The organism is Paraburkholderia sp. Ac-20340 (assembly GCF_017104965.1).
In the GTDB taxonomy this organism is placed as follows: domain Bacteria; phylum Pseudomonadota; class Gammaproteobacteria; order Burkholderiales; family Burkholderiaceae; genus Paraburkholderia.
Window position 1 is genome coordinate 392047 of the sequence record NZ_JAAGPR010000002.1, and the last position, 21275, is coordinate 413321.

A 21275-nucleotide genomic window follows, 5' to 3' on the forward strand; every position below is an offset into this window, starting at 1 on the left:
TAGAATGATTTCCGACGAGCATCGCACCAAAGATCAAGCCCAACAAGGAGACACCCCGCGTGAATCATCCCGCGCCGCCGGCCGTTGCCCAACCCGCACGCCGCCCGTTCCCCGCCGATCTCCTTAACAGCCTGCGCGCCGCCTTCAACGAGCGCGTTTCCACTTCCGAAGCCGTGCGCGCCCATCATGGCCGCGACGAATCGCGCTTCGATCCGCAACTGCCCGACGCCGTTGTCTACGCGCAGAGCACCGAAGAGGTCCAGGCGATCGTGAAGCTGTGCGCGCAATACGGCGTGCCGATCATTCCCTACGGCAACGGTTCCTCGCTCGAAGGCCATCTGCTGGCCGTGCAGGGCGGCGTGTCGATCGATCTCTCGCAGATGAACCGCGTGCTTTCGATCAACGCCGAAGACCTGACCGTCACCGTCGAGCCCGGCATCTCGCGCAAGCAGCTCAACGAAGCGCTGCGCGACACGGGCCTGTTCTTCCCGATCGATCCGGGCGCGGACGCGAGCATCGGCGGCATGTCGGCGACGCGCGCCTCGGGCACCAACGCCGTGCGCTACGGCACGATGCGCGAGAACGTGCTGGGCCTGAGCGCCGTGCTGGCGGACGGCCGCGTCATCAAGACCGGCACGCGCGCGCGCAAATCGTCGGCGGGCTACGACCTCACGCGTCTGTTCGTGGGCTCCGAAGGCACGCTCGGCGTCATCACCGAAATCACCGTGAAGCTGTATCCGCAGCCTGAAGCGGTGTCGGCGGCCATCTGTGCGTTTCCGTCGATGGCCGAAGCCGTGCGCAGCGTGATCGAGACGATCCAGATTGGCGTGCCGATCGCCCGCGTGGAATTTATCGACGCGCTTGCGGTGCGCGCCATCAACAAGCATTCGAACCTGACGCTGCGCGAAAAGCACACGCTGTTCTTCGAGTTTCACGGCACCGAAGCGGGCGTGGCCGAGCAGGCGCAACTGGTGCAGGAAATCGCCGCGCAAAACGGCGGCGAAGGCTTCGAATGGGCCACGCGCCCGGAAGATCGCAGCCGCCTGTGGAACGCGCGCCACAGCGCCTACTTCGCGATGCTGCAACTCAAGCCCGGCTGCCGCGCCGTGACCACCGACGTCTGCGTGCCGATTTCGCGCCTCGCCGAATGCGTGGTGGAAACCGAAGCCGATCTCAAGGCTTCGCCGCTGCCCTGCCCGATCGTCGGCCATGTGGGCGACGGCAACTTCCACGTGGCGATCCTGATCGACCCGGACAAGCCCGAGGAAATCGATGAAGCCGAACGCCTGAATCACCGCATCGTGCAGCGCGCGATCCGCATGGACGGCACCTGCACGGGCGAGCACGGCGTGGGCCTGCACAAGATGGATTTCCTGATCGAGGAACACGGCGCGGATACCATCGACACCATGCGCGCGATCAAACACGCGCTCGATCCGCAGAACCTGATGAACCCGGGCAAGATCTTTAGCTGGGCCGCCTGATCCGGGCGCACTGAACCTGGAGGAGACATGAACGGACCGGACGCCAAGCTGGTTGAGCCGAACAATGCGCCCACGAACGCGCAAAAACATGCGGACGCCCTCGAACTCACACCCGAAGTGCTCGCGCAGCGCCAGCGCGAAGTCGTACAGGCGCTGATGGCTGTGCTGCCCGCGCATTGCCTGCTGCATCGCGAGGAAGACACGGTCGCCTACGAATGCGACGGGCTGGCCGCCTATCGCCGCCTGCCGCTCGCGGTGGCGCTGCCGGAAACCGAATCGCAGGTGCAGCGCATCGTGCAGATCTGCCGGCGTCTGGATGTGCCCGTCGTGCCGCGTGGCGCGGGCACCGGCCTTTCCGGCGGCGCGATGCCGATCCGCCATGGCATCGTGCTGTCGCTCGCGCGCTTTCGGCGCATTCTCGAAGTCGATCCGTACGCGCGCACGGCCACGGTCCAGCCCGGCGTGCGCAATCTGGCCGTTTCCGAAGCGGCGGCGCCCTACGGCCTTTACTACGCGCCCGATCCGTCCTCGCAGATCGCCTGCACGATCGGCGGCAACGTTTCCGAGAATTCGGGCGGCGTGCACTGCCTCAAGTACGGCTTGACGCTGCATAACGTGCTGCGCGTGCGCGCCGTGACGATGGACGGCGAGATTGTCGAATTCGGCTCGCTCGCGCCCGATGCGCCCGGCCTCGACCTGCTCGCCGTGATGATCGGCAGCGAAGGCATGTTCGCGATCGTGACCGAAGTCACCGTCAAGCTGATCCCGCGGCCGCAGACCGCGCAGGTGATCATGGCGAGCTTCGACGATGTCGTGAAAGGCGGCGACGCCGTGGCCGCGATCATCGCCTCCGGCATCATTCCGGCCGGTCTGGAAATGATGGACAAGCCGGCGACGCGCGCGGTCGAAGAGTTCGTCAACGCGGGCTACGACCTCGACGCCGCGGCCATCCTGCTGTGCGAGTCCGACGGCACGCCCGAGGAAGTCGCCGACGAAATCGCCCGCACGACCGTCGTGCTGCGCGAGCACGGCGCAACACGCATCCAGATTTCGCGCACCGAAGAAGAGCGTCTGCGCTTCTGGTCGGGCCGCAAGAATGCGTTCCCGGCGGCGGGCCGCATATCTCCCGACTATTACTGCATGGACGGCACCGTGCCGCGCCGCGCGATCGGGCCGCTGCTCGCGCGCATCCACGAGATGGAGCAGCAGTACCGGCTGCGCTGCATCAACGTGTTCCACGCGGGCGACGGCAATATGCATCCGCTGATTCTCTTCAACGGCAGCGATCAGGACGAATGGCATCGCGCCGAGGCCTTCGGTTCGGACATCCTCGAAACCTGCGTCGAACTGGGCGGCACGGTCACGGGCGAACATGGCGTGGGCATCGAAAAGATCAATTCGATGTGCGTACAGTTCTCGCCCGAAGAGCGCGACGCCTTTCATGCGGTGAAGCACGCCTTCGACCCCGCCAATCTGCTCAATCCCGACAAGGGCATTCCCACGCGCGCGCGCTGCGCCGAGTACGGGCGCATGCACGTGCGCGGCAATCTGCTGCCGCATCCCGACCTGCCACGGTTCTGATCCAGGCGTTCCCGCCACGCGCGTTGCGTTTTGCATGATTTTTTGCAGGACGCGAGGCGCGCCGGGCGGTGTGCTGCAAAGCCTGCTGCGAATCGCGCTCCGCTGCGGCCCACCGCCGGGTTTCGGCGCGCACCGCCATGCGGGCCTGCCCCGGGTTGTCAGCACGAAACGCGTCAGTACAATCAGGCGAACCACAACGACAACCGCGCCAGCAAACGCGCCAAGACACGCGCTATGGGAAGCATGCAAGAGGACGACATCGTCGCTGACTGGTCGGAGCGCATCCGCGCCGCGAGCGCGGACGGCAAGCCGCTGCGCATCCGTGGTGGCGGCACCAAGGACTGGTATGGCCAGGCGCTCGAAGGCGAGGTGCTGGATACCCGCGCGCATCGCGGCATCATTGCGTATGACCCCGCCGAACTGGTGATCACGGCGCGCGCCGGCACACCGCTTCTCGAAATCGAACACGCTCTGGCGGCGCACGGCCAGATGCTGGCGTTCGAGCCGCCTCACTTCGGCCCGCAGGCGACCTTCGGCGGCTGCATCGCAGCAGGTCTTGCCGGACCGCGCCGCGCGAGCGCAGGCGCGGCGCGCGACTTCGTGCTGGGCGCCGTGATCATGAACGGTCGCGGCGAGGTGCTGCACTTCGGCGGTCAGGTCGTGAAAAATGTGGCGGGCTACGACGTCTCGCGCCTGCTGGCGGGTTCGCTCGGCACGCTTGGGCTGATGCTGGAACTGTCCGTGAAAGTGCTGCCGGTCGCGCAGGCGGAAGCCACGCTGCGCTTCGACATGAACGGCACCGACGCCGTGCGCAAGCTCAACGAATGGGGCGGCCGCCCCTTGCCGATGACCGCCAGCGCCTGGCGCAACGGCACGCTCGCCGTGCGGCTGGCTGGCGCCGAAGCAGGCGTGAAAGCTGCGCGCACATCGCTGGGCGGCGAAGTCGTGGATGCCGTGGAAGCCGAGCGCTTCTGGGCCGGGTTGCGCGAGCAGACCGATCCGTTCTTCGCCTCGATCGCCCCCGACGCCGCGCTCTGGCGCCTCGCACTCCCCTCGATCGCCGAGCCGCTGCAATTGCCCGGCACGCAACTGATGGAATGGGGCGGCGCGCAGCGCTGGTGGATCACCGAAACCGATGCGCAGACCGTGCGCATCACCGCCAAGCAGGCCGGCGGCCACGCCACCCTGTTCCGCAACGGTCACGCTTACGACCGCAGCGCGGGCGTGTTCACACCGTTGCCCACGCCACTCATGAAGATCCATCGCGGCCTGAAAGCCGCGTTCGACCCGGCCCGCATTTTCAATCGCGGCCGCCTGTATTCCGACTTCTGACGAGAACCCCACGCGGCGATGCAGACGAACCTCGCGGACTTCATTCGCAACACTCCCGACGGCGACGAAGCCGACGCGATCCTGCGCAAATGCGTGCATTGCGGCTTCTGCACCGCGACCTGCCCGACCTACCAGTTGCTCGGCGACGAACTGGACGGCCCGCGCGGTCGCATCTATCTGATGAAGCAGATGGTGGAAGGCGCGCCGGTCACGAAAAGCACGCTCACGCATCTGGACCGCTGCCTCACCTGCCGCAGTTGCGAGACCACCTGCCCGTCCGGCGTGCAATACGGGCGGCTCGTGGAAGTGGGCCGCAAGCTGGCGGAGGAACGCGTGTCGCGACCGTTGCGCCAGCGCCTGATTCGCCGCTTTCTCGCGGGTTTCCTGCCGCGCCGCATGCTGTTCTCGCCGGCCATGCGCACGGCGCAGCAGATGCGCGCCTTGCTGCCGCGCCGCCTGCGCGACAAGGTGCCGGTGCGACAGCGCCCGCTCGCCTGGCCGACGGCGAAGCATCCGCGCAAGATGCTGATGCTCGCGGGCTGCGTGCAGCCTTCGATGATGCCCAACATCAACACGGCGACGGCGCGCGTGCTCGACGCAATCGGCATCGAAACCATCGTGGCGCCGCAGGCGGGTTGCTGCGGCGCGATCCGTCTGCACATGGGCTATACCGACGATGCGCTCGAAGACGTGCGCGCGAATATCGACGCCTGGTGGCCCTACGTCGAGCAAGGCGCCGAAGCCATCGTGATGAATGCCTCGGGCTGCGGCGCGACGGTCAAGGAATACGCGCACTTGCTGCGCAATGATCCGGTCTATGCGGAAAAAGCGCGGCGCATCGCCAGTCTCACGCGCGATCTGTCCGAAATCCTGCCCGCGTTCGAAGAAGCGCTGACCGCCGCCACGCGCAGGCGCGGCATCCATACCGTGGCGTACCACCCGCCCTGCACGCTGCAGCACGGCCAGCAACTGCGCGGCGGCGTGGAAAAGGTGCTGGGCGCGCTGGGACTGGACGTGCGTCTGCCTGCCGACAGCCACCTGTGCTGCGGTTCCGCCGGCACCTACTCCATCACGCAGCCGCGCCTGTCGTACACGCTGCGCAACCAGAAGGTCGATCGGCTCAAGGCGCTGGAGCCGCAACTGATCGTATCGGCGAATATCGGCTGCATTGCCCATCTGCAAAGCGGCACGAAGATTCCGGTCACGCACTGGATCGAGCTGGTCGAGCATATGCTGGCGGCCAATTAACGGAGAGAAACGGAGCGAAAACCAGGGTTGCACCTCGGTGGAACCATGGTTGCACTTTCACCTCGCGCAGGTAACACTCGCAGGTGACGCTTCCAGCCTACAGACTCGCCGTGCGCCGCAACAGTCGGCCATTCGGCCTATGACTTTTGGCGGGTGTCTGGCGCCCCACGCAGTCCGTATAATTGCCCTCGTTCGTTTCAAGTGCGCCTAACCCAGTGCGCGGCCGCGGGCAGCGCGACGCGGCCGGCCAGAATTCTCATGACCGATCTCGCTCATCACCTCGAAGCCGTTCATCAGCGCATCGCCGCTGCCGCCCGCAATGCGGACCGCGCGCCGGAATCCGTCGCGCTGCTCGCGGTATCGAAAACCTTCCCGGCCGCAGACGTCCGCGCCGCCCACGCGGCCGGCCAGCGCGCGTTCGGCGAGAACTACGTGCAGGAATCGGTGGACAAGATCGAGACACTGGCAGACCTGCGCGCGAGCCTCGAATGGCATTTCATCGGGCCGCTGCAATCGAACAAGACGCGCCCCGTGGCGGAGCGTTTCGACTGGGTGCATTCGGTCGACCGCCTGAAGATCGCGCAACGCCTGTCGGAACAGCGCCCGGCCGACATGGCGCCGCTCAACGTCTGCCTGCAAGTGAACGTGAGCGGCGAAGACTCCAAGAGCGGCGTGGCGCCCGCAGAAGCCGTGCAGATCGCCCACGCGATCGCCGCGCTCCCGAACCTGCGCCTGCGCGGGCTGATGTCGATTCCCGAACCCGCGCAAACGCTCGACGCGCAACGCGCGCCCCATCGCCGCCTGCGCGAGCTGTTCGACGCGCTGCGCGCCGACGGCCTCGCACTCGATACGCTCTCCATGGGCATGTCGGCGGATCTCGAAGCGGCCGTGCTCGAAGGCGCCACCATCGTGCGCATCGGCACCGCGATCTTCGGCGCCCGCGATTACTCTCACTGATTCACTGACGCACTCCAACACCATGAAAATTGCCTTCATCGGCGGCGGCAACATGGCCGCTGCACTCATCGGCGGCCTGATTCGCAAGGGCGTCCCGGCCGGGAATCTGTACGCAATCGATCCGAACGAAGACGCCCGCAAGCGCACCGCCGACCAGTTCGGCGTGAACACGGGCGCAGCGGCGGATGGCGCACTCGCCGGCTACGACGCCGTGCTGATCGCCGTCAAACCGCAGATCGCCAAAGCCGTCGCCGAAGGTCTCGCGCCGCATCTGGGCGCGCATCAGGTCGTCATCAGCATCATGGCCGGCATCCGTATCGAAGATCTGTCGCGCTGGCTCGGCGGTCATGCGCGCGTGGTGCGCACGATGCCGAACACGCCCGCGCTGATCGGCATGGGCGCAACGGGTCTGGTCGCAAGCAGCGGCGTGGACGCGGCGGGCCGCGAACTGGCGTCGAACGTGCTGGGCGCGGTTGGCCAGTCGGTGTGGTTCGACGATGAAAGCAAGATCGACGCAGTCACCGCGATTTCGGGCAGCGGCCCGGCCTACGTGTTCTATTTCATCGAGGCGCTGGAAGAAGCCGCGCGTCAGCTCGGCATGGACGAGCAGCAAGGCCGCGCGCTGGCCATCGCCACCTTCACCGGCGCGGCGCAACTGGCGCTGCAATCGGACGAAACACCCGCCGTGCTGCGCGAGCGCGTGACCTCCAAGGGCGGCACGACGGCGGCGGCGCTCGCTTCGTTCGACGCTTCGGGCATCAAGGACGCCATCGTGCGCGGCGCGCTCGCGGCCGACGCGCGTGCGACGGAAATGGGCAAGGAATTCGGCGCGCAGTAAGGCGCTCGATAAACCGCTCAGAAAGCGTCATGCTCAAGTAAAAAAGCGCCCAATGGGCGCTTTTTTTACGTCTGAAACCGGAGCGGTTCGCTCACATCCCCGCCGCGACGTAATGCGCCGCGATGCCCACGAACAGCGCGCCGCCGAGCCAGTTGTTGTGACGGAACGCCGCGAAGCACGGCATGCGCTCGCGGTTCTTGATCAGCGTGTAGTGATAGATCGCGCATCCCACCGCTGCCGCCCAGCCGAGCCAGTAAAGCACGCCGAACTGCTGCGTGATGCCCACCCAGACGTAGATGCCCAGCGTGAACGCGTAGCAGAGCATGATCGCAAGCACATCGAAGCGGCCGAACGTCAGCGCCGAAGTGCGAATGCCGATCTTGATATCGTCGTCGCGATCGACCATCGCGTATTCGGTGTCGTAGGCGACCGACCAGAACACGTTGGCGATCAGCATGATCCACGCGAGCATCGGCACGTGATCCTGAATCGCTGCGAAGGCCATCGGAATGCCAAAGCCGAACGCGATGCCCAGATACGCCTGCGGAATCGCGAAAAAGCGCTTGGTGAACGGATACGACGCCGCCACGAACAGGGCCACCACCGAAAGCTGCTTGGTGAGCGCGTTGAGCGGCAGGATCAGCAGGAACGAGACGATCGCGAGCGCTGCGGCAATCGCCACCGCTTCCCAGGCGCGGATGCGCCCCGAAGTGATCGGCCGCTCGGCTGTGCGCTTGACGTGACGGTCGAAATCGCGGTCCGCGTAATCGTTGATCGCGCAGCCCGCCGAGCGCATCAGCACCGTGCCGACCGTGAAGATCACCAGCAGCGAAAGCGACGGATGGCCGTTCGAGGCGATCCACAGCGCGTTGAGCGTCGGCCACAGCAGCAGCAGGCTGCCGATCGGCTTGTCCATGCGGACGAGCCGCAGATAGAGCGGAAGTCGGGCGAACATGTTCGGGGCGGGAATGACGATGAATGCGGGAAAGACGATGCGCTATTGTAGGCCACGCATGCGGCAGCTCGCCGCCATCCTTGCCAGCGCGACGCGCGGGAAATCGGGCGCTATCGTCAGCAGATCCGCGCGTAACCAACAAACAAGCGCACAAATAAGCGCACAAAAACAAAAACCCGCCGGACCAGCCAGCGGGTTTTTCTATTTCGGACCACCGTCTTCGAACGGCGATCAGGCGAGCATCGAACGCAGCATCCACGCCGTCTTTTCATGCGTCTGCATGCGCTGCGTGAGCAGGTCGGCGGTCGGCTCGTCGTGGGCGGCTTCCGTGGCCGGGAAGATCGCGCGCGCGGTACGCACCACGGCTTCCTGACCTTCCACCAGCTGACGGATCATGTCTTCGGCAGCCGGCACGCCGTCCGCTTCGGGGATCGACGAGAGCTTCGCGAATTCCTTGTAGCTGCCCGGCGCATGCACGCCCAGCGCGCGGATACGTTCGGCAATGGCGTCCACAGCCAGCGCCAGTTCGTTGTACTGCGTTTCGAACATCAGATGGAGCGTGTTGAACATCGGCCCCGTGACGTTCCAGTGGAAGTTGTGCGTCTTGAGGTACAGCGTGTACGTGTCCGCGAGCAGGTGCGAGAGACCGTCCGCGATCTTCTTGCGATCCTTGTCGGTGATGCCGATATTCACGTGCTGCACAGCAGATTTTTTGGCCATGACGACTCCTTTTGTAGCAGTGAGACTACCCATCCGAGACGCTGTAAATCTTCGCTTGCGCACCGATGCCCAGTGCTGGCTCGCGAACGCTCGATCGGGCCTCAGTTTATCTTATTAACGCCGGAAAACAGGGTCATCCGGCCCCACAGTTCAACAGAGGTCAAGCAGCGAGCGTGCCTGCTGTGACATATCGCGTCATGAAGCCGATGGCGGTGCCGATGCGCTCAATTCACGCGCAATCCACGCTCAATGCGCGGGCAACTGCGTGAACGCGTGCGACGCAATCGCCACGAACACGCTGGCGATGATCGCGAAACCCACGACACGCCGCACCATCTGGGTACCGTCGGCGCGCGAACGCGCCATTTCTGCACCGCGGCCCGCGCCCATCGCCTTGCGTGTCATCGTCATCGTTCTGGTCATGATCGTGCTCCTAACTGTTCCTGCGCTTTGGCGTTACCTGCGAATCTGGTGCGACGAGGCGCGATATGCGCCCCGCCGCGGCTCCCTGCTTTTTTGCCTGCTTTGTTATTTCAATTGCGCTCAACCGCGTTCCAGCGATCCAAGCAATTCACGCGGCCAGCGCGCGATCCACGAGCAGCGAAAACGCGACGGTGCGCAGGCTCGACGCCAACGTCGATGGCGTTGCTGCGGTGGTTGTTGCAGTCGTGTTTTGCATCGCGTCCTCTCGTTGATTCGTTGTCTGGCGGGTTGAGAGAGACTTTATCAATAACTATCGATATTTATAATTTGATTTATTTTATATATCGAATAGCCGCGATTTATCGACGATGCAAAGCAGCGGCGCAAACTCAGAAGGGAGTTGAAAACGCGAGCGAGCGACGCGTCAGGTCAGGCAAAGCGCCGCGCGGGGAGTGCCGCGCGGGGAGCGCGGCGCGTCAAACAGTCAGCGTATCAAGCCGCTTCGACCGGCGCCTCGATCTTCTTCACGCCCGGCAGTTCGCAGGCATGGATCGCTTCGACGATCGCTTCGATCGCCGGCATGCGCGTAAAGCTTTTGCGCCACGCCAGCACGACACGGCGGTCGGGCACCGGTTCGTCGAACGGCACATAGGACAGCAGGCCGGAATCGATACCGCCCGCATGCGGCTTCACCTCGGTTACCGACATGCGCGGCAGCACCGTGATGCCGACACCGCTCGCCACCATATGGCGAATGGTTTCCAGCGACGAACCTTCGAACGTCTTCTGGATGCCGTCCGCGTTCTGCGAGAAGCGCATCAGTTCCGGGCACACGCCCAGCACGTGATCGCGGAAGCAATGGCCGCTGCCGAGCAACAGCATGGTTTCCTGCTTGAGATCGTCCGGGTCGATCTTCGGGCGCTTTTCCCACGCGTGCCCCGAAGGCAGCGCCACGACGAACGGCTCGTCATAGAGCGGGCGCAGCGTGAGGCCGGTTTCGGGGAACGGCAGCGCCATGATGGCCACGTCGATTTCGCCCTGCTTGAGCAATTCGATCAGCTTGAGCGTGTAGTTTTCCTGCAGCATCAGCGGCATCTGCGGGACGCGCTTGATCATCTGCTTGACCAGCGTGGGCAGCAGGTACGGCCCGATCGTGTAGATCACGCCCAGACGCAGCGGCCCGATCAGCGGGTCCTTGCCCTGCTTGGCGATTTCCTTGATGGCGAGCGTCTGCTCGAGCACGCGCTGCGCCTGCGTGACGATCTGCTCGCCGATGGGCGTCACGCTCACTTCGCTCGTGCCGCGCTCGAAAATCTGCACGTTCAGTTCGTCTTCGAGTTTCTTGATGGCCACCGACAGCGTCGGCTGGCTCACGAAGCAGGCTTCGGCGGCCCGTCCGAAGTGGCGCTCGCGGGCAACCGCGACGATGTATTTCAATTCAGTGAGCGTCATTTCATTGGGGACCAATCAAAAAGGGTGAATCAATAGCTTGTACTTATACACCTATGGCGGCGATTCGCCAATAATCAACGCCCCTATCCGGGGCGCGATCATGAACAGGGTCAGACGAAATTGCGGCGCACAGGTTCCGCAACGCGTGCACGAAGCCGCGCAATGGACTATTCAGGCTTTGAGATACTGTTCGCGCGCGCCGAGCCAGCGGTTCAGATGCTGGGTGACCACGTGCGGATATTCGTGCAGCAGACGCTCGGCGGCTTCGCGGGCGGGCTCGATCAGCCAGGCATCGTTTTCGAGATCGGCGAAGCGCAGCATCGCCGCCCCCGACTGACGCGCGCCGAGGAATTCGCCCGGACCGCGAATTTCCAGATCCTTGCGGGCGATTTCGAAACCGTCGGTGGTTTCGCGCATCGTCTGCAAACGCTGACGGCCGGTGAGCGAAAGCGGCCCCGTGTAGAGCAGCAGGCACACCGACGCCGCGCTGCCGCGCCCGACCCGCCCGCGCAACTGGTGCAGCTGCGCAAGGCCGAAGCGCTCGGCGTGCTCGATCACCATCAGCGAGGCGTTCGGCACGTCCACGCCCACTTCGATCACCGTGGTCGCCACCAGCAACTGCACTTCGTTGCGCGTGAACGCGTCCATGACGGCGGCTTTGTCCGCCGAAGCCAGCCGCCCGTGCACGAGCCCGACCGCCAGTTCCGGCAGTGCCGCCACCAGCGTTTCCCAGGTTTCCACCGCGGTCTGCAACTGCAGCGTCTCGCTTTCCTCGATCAGCGGACACACCCAGTAGACCTGCCGCCCCGTGAGCGCGGCCGCGCGCACCCGCGCGATCACTTCTTCGCGGCGCGCATCGGAAACGAGCTTGGTGACAATCGGCGTGCGGCCTGGCGGCAGTTCGTCGATGGTGGACACTTCGAGGTCCGCGTAATAGGTCATCGCCAGCGTGCGCGGGATCGGCGTAGCGGTCATCATCAGTTGATGCGGCTGGAACTCGCGCGCGGTTTCGTCGGGCGACTTCGCGTTTTGCGCCTTGGCGCGCAGCGCCAGCCGCTGCTCGACACCGAAGCGATGCTGTTCGTCGACGATCACAAGGCCCAGGCGCGCGAATTCCACGGCGTCCTGAATGATCGCGTGCGTGCCGATCACGAGCCGCGCCGTGCCCAGCGCCGCCGCTTCCAGCGCGGCGCGCTTTTCCTTCGCCTTGAGGCTGCCCGAAAGCCACGCCACCTGCACGCCGAGCGGTTCGAGCCAGCCGCGCAGCTTGCGCGCGTGCTGCTCCGCGAGAATTTCGGTGGGCGCCATCAGCGCGGCCTGATAACCGGCGTCGATGGCCTGCGCCGCCGCGAGCGCCGCCACCACGGTCTTGCCGCTGCCGACGTCGCCTTGCAGCAGACGCTGCATCGGATGCGGCGCTTCCAGATCCTGCGCGATCTCGCCGACCACGCGTTCCTGCGCATTCGTGAGCTTGAACGGCAAGGCTTCGCGCAGACGGGCGAGCAAGGTTTCCTCGCTCTTGCGGCCCGCGATATGACGCGCCATCGCCGGCGCGGCGCGTGTGCGGCGCTCTTCATGCGCGCGTTTGAGCGAGAGTTGCTGCGCGAGCAGTTCGTCGAACTTGATGCGCGTCCACGCGGGATGCGTGCCGTCGATCAGTTCGTTCTGATCGGCGTTGATGGGCGGATGGTGCAGCGTTTTCACCGCATCCATGAGGCCAGGCACGTTCAGCGGCGCGAGAAACTCCTGCTCGATCGGCTCCGGCAGCAGTTCGGGCAGATGCGCGCGTTCGAGTGCGTTGTCGATGGCCTTGCGCAAATACGCCTGACTCACGCCCGCCGTGGACGGATAAACCGGCGTGAGCGCCTGCGGCAGCGGCGCATCGCCTTCGACCACCTTCACGGCCGGATGCACCATTTCCAGCCCGAAAAAGCCGCCGCGCACGTCGCCGCGCACGCGCAGGCGTTTGCCCACCGCCATCTGCGTGACCTGCGAGCCGTAGAAGTTCAGGAAACGCAGATGCAGTTCGTCGCCGTTGTGGTCGCGCAGTTTCACGACCAGCTGGCGGCGCGGGCGATAGGCGACTTCGTTGTCGAACACCACGCCTTCGGTCTGCTCGATGCCGCCCGGCAGCAGTTCGCCGATGGGCGTGAGCGTGGTTTCGTCCTCGTAGCGCATCGGCAGATGCAGCACGAGGTCGATGGCGCTTTTCAGGCCCAGTTTGGCGAGGCGATCGGCGGTTTTGGTGAGCTTGGGCTTGTCTTTGTCGGCGGATTTATCTGCAGACTTCGCAGCAGACTGCGCGGCGGTTTTCTTCGCCGCGGCACGCTTGCGCGGCGAGGCAGCGTCGGGCGCTGCGTCCTGTACGTCCGCGCGCGTGTCCGGCTGCGTGCCCGGCTGCGAGTCGTCATCAGGGACGCTCGCGGGATCGGATTCGGCAATCATTCGGCTAACGGACGAGGGCATGGGCTGCTTCACAAGTACAATATCGGCTTTCCGGCATGGCGCGGCACGTCCGCGCATCGGCCTGCTGCGGGCAATGCTGCTGTCGACGCTCCGTTCAGGCCGGTTCCGCAATCATATCTGTTCGCTCCGTAAGGGCGGGCATCAAGGCCGTTTTTAGGGTACAAGCGCTGCGCGTTGCAACACGCGCAAGCCGCCCGCTGGCCGCCGCGCCGCATTGTCGGCGCCTTACCGCTTACCGTGTTTTCAGGCCGTATGTTCAAGCTTTCCGATTTCGATTTCGATCTTCCCGAAGCACTGATCGCGCAGACCGCCCTGCCCGAGCGCAGCGCGAGCCGCCTGCTGGAAGTCGACAATGCCGCGCTCCCGGCGCGATTGACCGACCGCACTTTCGCCGATCTGCCCGCGTGCATCGCGCCCGGCGATCTGCTCGTGTTCAACGATACCAAGGTGCTGAAGGCGCGCTTCTTCGGCCAGAAGGCCAGCGGCGGCAAAATCGAAGTGCTGGTCGAGCGTCTGACCGGCGCGCGCACGGCGCTCGCGCAGATCCGCGCGAGCAAGAGCCCCGGCCCCGGCACGGTGCTGCGTCTGGCCGATGCCTTCGACGTCACCGTGGGCGAGCGCGTCGAGCCGTTCTACACGCTGCACTTCCCCGAAGACTGCCTGACGCTGATCGAGCAGTTCGGCCGTCTGCCGCTGCCGCCCTACATCACGCACGACGCCGATGCCGGCGACGAAACGCGCTATCAGACCGTGTTCGCGCAGAATCCGGGCGCCGTGGCCGCGCCCACCGCCGGCCTGCACTTCGACGACGCACTGCTGGCGAAGCTCGATGCCATGGGCGTCGAGCGCGCCACGCTCACGCTGCACGTGGGCGCGGGCACGTTCCAGCCGGTGCGCGTGGAAAACATCGCCGAACACAAGATGCACAGCGAGTGGTATCAACTGCCGCAATCGCTCGTCGATAAAATCGCCGCCACGCGCGCACGCGGCGGCCGCGTGATCGCCGTGGGCACGACCTCGATGCGCGCGCTCGAAGCCGCCGCGCGCGACGCCGCGAACGAAAACCGCGAACTCGCGGCCACGCAGGCGGAAACCGATATTTTCATCACGCCGGGCTATCAGTTCCGCGTGGTCGACCGGCTCGTGACCAACTTCCATTTGCCGAAATCGACGCTGCTGATGCTGGTTTCCGCGTTCGCGGGCATCGAGACGATTCGTGCTGCGTACAAACACGCCATCGAAGCGCGCTATCGCTTTTTCAGCTATGGCGACGCCATGTTGCTGACGAAAACCGCAGACGCACTGAAGGCTTGAAACAAGCCTGAACGTTTCCCGGCCGCCACGCCTCGCACGAGCGCGCGGCGGCGTTTCACTATCTGCGCCGGACTGTTTTCCGGTTGCACAGGAGTCCACCGCATGACCGACGGTCAGCAAAACAACGCACGCGCCGAACACGGCGCATACCTGGGCGAACGCCCGCAAAACGGCCTCAAATTCGAACTGCTCGGCACCGACGGCCTCGCCCGCCGCGGCCGCGTCACGCTCAATCATGGCGTGGTCGAAACGCCGATCTTCATGCCCGTGGGCACCTACGGCACCGTCAAGGCCACCCAGCCGCGCGAGCTGGAGGAAATGAAGGCGCAGATCATCCTCGGCAATACCTTCCACCTCTGGCTGCGCCCGGGTCTGGAAACCATCGAGGCGCACGGCGGCCTGCATCGCTTCATGGGCTGGAACCGGCCGATCCTCACCGATTCGGGCGGCTTCCAGGTGTTCTCGCTCGGCGATCTGCGCAAGATCTCGGAAGACGGCGTGCGCTTCGCCTCGCCCGTGAACGGCGACAAGCTGTTCCTCTCGCCCGAAGTGTCGATGCAGATCCAGAAGGTGCTGAACTCGGACATCGTCATGCAGTTCGACGAATGCACGCCCTACGCGACCAACGGCGTGACGACCACGCATCAGGAAGCGGCCGATTCCATGCGCATGTCGATGCGCTGGGCGCAGCGCTCGATCGACGAATTCAACCGCCTCGGCAACCCGAACGCCTTGTTCGGCATCGTGCAGGGCGGCATGTTCGAGGATCTGCGCGACGAGTCGCTCGAAGGTCTTTCGCAGATGCCGTTCCACGGCTACGCGATTGGCGGGCTGTCGGTGGGCGAACCGAAGGAAGACATGATGCGCGTGCTCCAGCACATCGCGCCGAAGCTTCCCGCCGACAAGCCGCACTACCTGATGGGTGTGGGCACGCCGGAAGATCTGGTGGCAGGCGTGGCGGCAGGCGTCGACATGTTCGACTGCGTGATGCCCACGCGTAACGCGCGCAACGGCTGGATCTTCACGCGTTTCGGCGACATCAAGATCCGCAACGCCACGCACAAGAATTCGCTGCGCCCGCTCGACGAGCAATGCGGCTGCTACACCTGCCGCAACTTCACGCGCGGCTATCTGCATCACCTGCATCGCGTCGGTGAAATTCTCGGCGCGCAGCTCAACACGATCCACAACCTCCATTACTACCTGGAGTTGATGAGCGAAATCCGCTCGGCGATCGAGACGAAGACCTTCACGGCCTTCCGTCAGCGTTTCGCCGAAAACCGCGCGCGCGGCGTGGATTGAGTGGCGCGACGGTCGAACAAGGTGCGCGCCAGCAAGCTTTAGAAGGTTTTTGATGGCGCGTCACTGCGAAACCGGCGACACTTTACAATTACCTTTCGCGACGACTGCGCCCGGGCCACACCCGATGTGCGGCTGACCTTCCAGACCTGTGCCGCCCACCCCGCCCAGCCGGGCAAAGCGGCTAACAGCTTGATCGGAAAGCCCATTTGGCGCCATCGTCGCGTTAGTTGCCGGTGGTAGAATAACCGGCTCGCTTTTGATCGTATCTTTGATCGTACTGATCGTATAAACGGAGAGACCAACGTGTCGTTTATTTCCAATGCCTTCGCCCAAGGCTCCGCAGCTGGCGGCGCAGAATCCAGCCTGATGAGCTTCCTGCCGCTGATTCTGATGTTCGCCGTGCTGTACTTCATCATGATTCGTCCGCAGATGAAGCGCCAGAAGGAACACCGCAACATGCTCGCCGCCATGGCCAAGGGCGACGAAGTCATCATCAGCGGCGGTATCGTCGGCAAGGTCACGAAGGTCAGCGAAGCCTACGTTGGCGTCGAAATCAGCGACAGCACGGAAGTGACCGTGCAGAAGTCGTCGGTGACGACCATCCTGCCGAAGGGCACGATCAAGTCGCTGTAAGCGCGAGACGATCGATCACTTCCGGCCGCACTCATTCTGCGGTCCAGCGCGTCCGGCCCGGCCCTGATTGCACCCAGACCGGGCGGCACGAAGGCCTCGCCGGACGCGCGCGCATCGAGATGGCAATTCCTCTCCCCCGTTGGGCCAACCAATGAACCGTTATCCCCTCTGGAAATATGTCGTGATGGTCGTGGCGCTTGCCATCGGCCTCGTGTACACATTGCCCAATTTCTTCGGCGAAGCGCCCGCGGTCCAGGTGTCGAGCGGTAAAGCGACCGTCAAGCTCGGCTCCGACACGCTCGCCCAGGTCGAATCGGCCGTCGCCGCCGCCAACATCAAGGCCGACGACGTCACCTTCGACAACTCGTCGATGAACGCGAATATCCGCGTGCGTGTGGCCGACACCGACACCCAGCTGCGTCTGAAGGACGCACTGAACCACGCGCTGAACGCCGATCCGAGCGATCCGCAGTACATCGTCGCGCTGAATCTGCAAAGCGCCTCGCCGCGCTGGCTGACGGCGCTGCACGCGCTGCCGATGTACCTCGGTCTGGACCTGCGCGGCGGCGTGCACTTCCTGCTCCAGGTGGACATGAACGGCGCGCTCAACAAGAAGCTCGATTCCGACGCTTCGGACGCCCGCTCGATCCTGCGCGACAAGACCATCCGTGACGGCGGCGTGAACCGCGTCGGTCAGACGGTGGTGATCAATTTCGCCGATCCGGCCGTGGCCGATCAGGCCAGCAAGGTGCTCTCGGGCACGGGCGGCGTGAGCGAACTGTCGTGGTCCACGCAGAACAATCCTGAAGGCGGCGTGCAGCTGGTCGGCACGTTCACGCCGGCGGTCAAGAAGGCCGTGCAGGATGCCGCGCTCAAGCAGAACATCCAGACGCTGCATAACCGCGTGAACGAACTGGGCGTGTCCGAGCCCGTGATCCAGCAGCAAGGCGACGACCGCATCGTGGTCGAACTGCCGGGCGTGCAGGACACCGCGAAGGCGAAGGACATCATCGGCCGTACGGCGACGCTCGAAGCGCGCCTCGCCGACCCGAACGGCCTGCACCCGAACCCGACCGATCCGGTCCCGCCGGGCGACGAGCTGTTCACGCAAGGCAACGCCGCACCGGTGCTGCTGCGCAAGCAGGTGATCTTCACCGGCGACCGCATCATCGACGCATCGGCTGGCTTTGACGAACATCAGCGTCCGTCCGTGAACATCCGCCTCGACTCGGCCGGCGGCCGCGCCGTGGGTCAGGTGTCGCGCGACAACATCGGCAAGCCGATGGCGATGGTGCTGTTCGAAAAGGGCAAGGGCGAAGTGCTGACGGTGGCGACCATCCAGTCGGAACTGGGCGACCGCTTCCAGATCACGGGCCAGCCCACGGCACAAGCCGCAACCGATCTCGCGCTGCTGCTGCGCGCCGGTTCGCTCGCCGCGCCGATGGACATCATCGAAGAACGTACGGTCGGTCCGAGCCTCGGTGCGGACAACATCCGCAAGGGCTTCGATTCGGTGGTCTACGGCTTTGCCGCGATCGCCGTGTTCATGCTCTGCTACTACCTGCTGTTCGGTCTGATCTCGATGATCGGCCTGTCGGTGAACCTGCTGCTGCTGGTGGCCGTGCTCTCGATGATGCAGGCCACGCTGACGCTGCCGGGTATTGCCGCTATCGCGCTCGCGCTCGGTATGGCGATTGACGCGAACGTGCTGATCAACGAGCGCGTGCGTGAAGAACTGCGCAACGGCGCGCCGCCGCAACTGGCGATCCAGAATGGTTACGCGCACGCCTGGGCGACGATTCTCGACTCGAACGTGACCACGCTGATCGCCGGTCTCGCCCTGCTGGCCTTCGGTTCGGGCCCGGTGCGCGGTTTCGCGATCGTGCACTGTATCGGCATTCTGACCTCGATGTTCTCGGCCGTGTTCTTCTCGCGCGGTCTCGTGAACCTCTGGTACGGCGGCAAGAAGAAGCTCAAGACGCTGGCAGTCGGTCAGGTGTGGCGTCCGGAACCGGAAGCGGCGGGTGCACCCGCACTGAGCGCCGAAGACACGGACACCGACACGGGCCGCGCGCTCGCCTCGAACGCCGCAAAGCGTCAAGCCGCTCAGCCTGCGAAGGCCGGCGCCAAGGGTGGCGCACGCGCGAAGCCGACGGTTCGCCGCCGGAACGACCCCAGCAGCCCCGACAACACCGGTTCGTCCCGCTGATACGGAGACTAGAAAATGGAATTTTTCCGCATCCGCAAAGACATCCCGTTCATGAAGCACGCGTTGATCTTCAACGCGATCTCCTTCATTACGTTTATCGCGGCGGTGTTCTTCCTGTTCCACCGCGGCCTGCATCTGTCGATCGAGTTCACCGGCGGTACGGTCGTCGAAGTGCAGTATCCGCAGGCGGTGCCGCTCGAACCGGTGCGCGATTCGCTCGCGAAGATCGGTTACGGCGACGCCCAGGTGCAGAACTTCGGCACCTCGCGTGACGTGCTGATCCGCCTGCCGATCAAGCAGGGCCTTTCCTCGGCCCAGCAGAGCGACCAGGTGATGACCACGCTGAAAGCCGCCGAACCGCAGGTTCAGCTGCAGCGCGTGGAGTTCGTCGGCCCGCAGGTCGGCAAGGAACTCGCCACCGACGGCCTGCTCGCGCTCGCCTGCGTGGTGGCCGGCATCATCATCTATCTGTCGTTCCGCTTCGAGTGGAAATACGCCGTCGCCGGCGTGATCGCCAACCTGCACGACGTGGTGATCATTCTGGGCTTCTTCGCGTTCTTCCAGTGGGAGTTCTCGCTCTCCGTGCTGGCCGCGGTGCTCGCTGTGCTCGGTTATTCGGTGAACGAATCGGTCGTTATCTTCGACCGGATTCGCGAAACCTTCCGCCGCGAACGCAAGATGAGCGTGACCGAGGTGATCAACCACGCGATCACGAGCACGATGTCGCGAACCATCATCACCCACGGCTGTACGGAAATGATGGTGCTGTCGATGTTCTTCTTCGGCGGCCCGACGCTGCACTACTTCGCACTGGCGCTGACGGTGGGTATTCTGTTCGGTATCTACTCGTCGGTGTTCGTGGCGGCATCGCTGTCGATGTGGCTCGGCGTGAAGCGCGAAGACCTCATCAAGGACAAGAAGGACAAGTTCGATCCGAACGATCCGAACGCAGGCGCACAGGTTTAAGCACCTGTCCTTCGTCGAATAAAAAGCCCCGCGAATCTCGCGGGGCTTTTTCGTTTCCGGGCGGCCGATTTTGGGCTTAAGCGTTGGCCTCAAGCGTCGGACCTACTGCTTGATGCCCTCGGCCTGAATATGCAGCTTCGTCTTCATGCTGAAGCCGTACTTCTTGCCCATATCCATGCCGAAGTCGTCGCGATCGAATTCGGCTTCGGCTTCCACGCCGCAGACCTCGCGCTTGAGCATCGGATGCGGCATGCACTTGAACGAGTCGATTTCCAGCTTCACGGGCTTCGTCACGCCATGAAGCGTGAGCGTGCCGATCACTTCCTTCGGCTTGTCGCCGTCGAATACGATCTGCGTGCCCTTGTAAGTGGCGGCCGGATACTTCGCGACGTCGAAGAACTCTGTGCCGCGCAAATGCTTGTCGAGCTCCGTATTGCCGGTCTGCACCGAAGCGGGATCGATGCTGACGTCGACCGTGCCGGTTTTCGCCGCGCGGTCGAGCGTGACCGTGCCCGTGGTCTTCGTGAACTTGCCGCGCCACACCGATAAACCGGCGAAGTGATCGGCTTCGAAGCTCGGGTAAGTGTGATTGGGATCGAGCTGATAGGTGTCGGCGGCCTGCGCCATCGACGGGGCGAGCGACGCGGCAATCGACAGCGCGGCAGCCCCGGCGGTCATGACGCTTTTCAACACGAAATTATTCAAGTACGCCTCCTTTCTTCGCTACGTGGTGGTGATACCGGAACCGCATCGCCGCACTGGCGGTGAAGCGAAACAGCACTAACGCCGTGCGACGACGATGTGAAACTTGATCAGCACTTCGTCGGCGACGCGCGACGTATCCTTCCACTGCCCCATGCCGATGCCGAACGCCAGGCGGTGAACCGGCAAGGTGCCGTCGTAGGTCTGCGTCGCACCCTGCTGCGTGAGCACGACGGGCACGGCGACACGCTCCGTATGTCCCTTGATCGTCAGATCGCCGCTCACGCTGTACTGGTTCGGCCCGGTCGTGGCGATCGAGGTGGAAACGAAAGTCGCCTGCGGCCAGGCCGCCGCATCGAACCACTCGGGCCCGCGCACCGACTCGTTATAGGTCGAATCGCCCAGATCGTAGCTGGCCGTGTCCACCGTCAGCCGCGCGCTGCCCGCCGCGGGCTTCGCCGGATCGAAGTCGATCCGCGCGTCGAACTTCGTGAAGCTGCCCGCCACCCGCACGCCCAACTGGCGCGAGATGGCCTCGACCGTGCTGCTGTCCGCGTCGAGTTGTGCGCCTGCGTAGCCCGCGTCGAGCGCCAGCGCGCCCGCCAGCAAGGCGTACGCCACGACGCGTGCCCGTCTTGTCGATCTATCCATGGCCCACCCCGAGCCGGGCGCTCCCGCAGCTCCGCGCACCCG

General features: G+C 64.6%; 18 protein-coding genes. 11 read left to right on the forward strand and 7 right to left on the reverse strand.

What is annotated here, in order from left to right; genetic code table 11:
- The first annotated feature begins 59 nt into the window (after positions 1-59).
- The 6 genes from G3N59_RS04675 to proC all read left to right on the forward strand — a co-directional run bounded on the left by G3N59_RS04675 (position 60) and on the right by proC (position 7440).
- On the forward strand, positions 60-1484 hold the full coding sequence (locus G3N59_RS04675; protein WP_205981381.1) for an FAD-linked oxidase C-terminal domain-containing protein: 1425 nt from the start codon (positions 60-62) through the stop codon (positions 1482-1484).
- Positions 1485-1511: 27 nt separating this feature from the next.
- Positions 1512-3065, forward strand: a complete 1554-nt coding sequence (locus tag G3N59_RS04680; protein WP_205981382.1) for an FAD-linked oxidase C-terminal domain-containing protein — start codon at positions 1512-1514, stop codon at positions 3063-3065.
- Positions 3066-3308: 243 nt separating this feature from the next.
- Positions 3309-4397: a glycolate oxidase subunit GlcE gene (gene glcE, locus G3N59_RS04685; RefSeq protein WP_205981495.1), complete on the forward strand. Its 1089-nt coding sequence runs from the start codon at positions 3309-3311 to the stop codon at positions 4395-4397.
- Positions 4398-4415: 18 nt separating this feature from the next.
- A complete protein-coding gene (glcF, locus tag G3N59_RS04690) occupies positions 4416-5645 on the forward strand; it encodes a glycolate oxidase subunit GlcF (RefSeq protein ID WP_205981383.1) in 1230 nt (409 codons plus the stop codon).
- A gap of 258 nt (positions 5646-5903) precedes the next feature.
- Entirely contained in the window at positions 5904-6602 is a 699-nt protein-coding gene (locus G3N59_RS04695; RefSeq protein ID WP_205981384.1) for a YggS family pyridoxal phosphate-dependent enzyme, read from the forward strand.
- Positions 6603-6624: 22 nt separating this feature from the next.
- Positions 6625-7440, forward strand: a complete 816-nt coding sequence (gene proC / locus G3N59_RS04700; protein WP_205981385.1) for a pyrroline-5-carboxylate reductase — start codon at positions 6625-6627, stop codon at positions 7438-7440.
- A gap of 91 nt (positions 7441-7531) precedes the next feature.
- Here the strand turns inward: proC and ubiA are convergent, their stop codons facing one another.
- The 5 genes from ubiA to recG all read right to left on the reverse strand — a co-directional run bounded on the left by ubiA (position 7532) and on the right by recG (position 13456).
- The gene (ubiA, locus tag G3N59_RS04705; RefSeq protein ID WP_205981386.1) at positions 7532-8395 is read right to left on the reverse strand and encodes a 4-hydroxybenzoate octaprenyltransferase; all 864 of its coding nucleotides are present in this window, start codon (positions 8393-8395) and stop codon (positions 7532-7534) included.
- Positions 8396-8626: 231 nt separating this feature from the next.
- The gene (locus G3N59_RS04710; protein WP_205981387.1) at positions 8627-9115 is read right to left on the reverse strand and encodes a Dps family protein; all 489 of its coding nucleotides are present in this window, start codon (positions 9113-9115) and stop codon (positions 8627-8629) included.
- Positions 9116-9361: 246 nt separating this feature from the next.
- Positions 9362-9538, reverse strand: a complete 177-nt coding sequence (locus tag G3N59_RS04715; protein ID WP_205981388.1) for a hypothetical protein — start codon at positions 9536-9538, stop codon at positions 9362-9364.
- A 492-nt stretch (positions 9539-10030) separates the two neighbouring features.
- Complete coding sequence (locus tag G3N59_RS04720) at positions 10031-10990, reverse strand: hydrogen peroxide-inducible genes activator (protein ID WP_205981389.1); 960 nt, start codon at positions 10988-10990, stop codon at positions 10031-10033.
- A 171-nt stretch (positions 10991-11161) separates the two neighbouring features.
- On the reverse strand, positions 11162-13456 hold the full coding sequence (gene recG / locus G3N59_RS04725) for an ATP-dependent DNA helicase RecG (RefSeq protein WP_205981390.1): 2295 nt from the start codon (positions 13454-13456) through the stop codon (positions 11162-11164).
- A gap of 252 nt (positions 13457-13708) precedes the next feature.
- Between recG and queA the strand changes: the two genes are divergently transcribed.
- The 5 genes from queA (at position 13709) to secF (ending at position 19880) form a co-directional block, all read left to right on the forward strand.
- Positions 13709-14770: a tRNA preQ1(34) S-adenosylmethionine ribosyltransferase-isomerase QueA gene (gene queA, locus G3N59_RS04730; RefSeq protein WP_205981391.1), complete on the forward strand. Its 1062-nt coding sequence runs from the start codon at positions 13709-13711 to the stop codon at positions 14768-14770.
- Positions 14771-14872: 102 nt separating this feature from the next.
- Positions 14873-16072, forward strand: a complete 1200-nt coding sequence (gene tgt / locus G3N59_RS04735) for a tRNA guanosine(34) transglycosylase Tgt (protein WP_205981392.1) — start codon at positions 14873-14875, stop codon at positions 16070-16072.
- A gap of 303 nt (positions 16073-16375) precedes the next feature.
- Complete coding sequence (gene yajC / locus G3N59_RS04740) at positions 16376-16705, forward strand: preprotein translocase subunit YajC (protein ID WP_205981393.1); 330 nt, start codon at positions 16376-16378, stop codon at positions 16703-16705.
- 151 nt (positions 16706-16856) lie between these two features.
- Positions 16857-18914 carry a protein translocase subunit SecD gene (secD, locus tag G3N59_RS04745; protein ID WP_205981394.1) on the forward strand — a complete coding sequence of 686 codons (2058 nt, stop codon included), beginning with the start codon at positions 16857-16859 and terminating at the stop codon, positions 18912-18914.
- 15 nt (positions 18915-18929) lie between these two features.
- A complete protein-coding gene (gene secF, locus G3N59_RS04750) occupies positions 18930-19880 on the forward strand; it encodes a protein translocase subunit SecF (RefSeq protein ID WP_205981395.1) in 951 nt (316 codons plus the stop codon).
- A 102-nt stretch (positions 19881-19982) separates the two neighbouring features.
- Here secF and G3N59_RS04755 read toward each other — a convergent pair whose 3' ends face one another.
- Positions 19983-20558, reverse strand: a complete 576-nt coding sequence (locus G3N59_RS04755; RefSeq protein ID WP_205981496.1) for a YceI family protein — start codon at positions 20556-20558, stop codon at positions 19983-19985.
- Positions 20559-20660: 102 nt separating this feature from the next.
- Positions 20661-21233 carry a YceI family protein gene (locus tag G3N59_RS04760; RefSeq protein ID WP_205981396.1) on the reverse strand — a complete coding sequence of 191 codons (573 nt, stop codon included), beginning with the start codon at positions 21231-21233 and terminating at the stop codon, positions 20661-20663.
- Between the last annotated feature and the right edge of the window lie 42 nt (positions 21234-21275).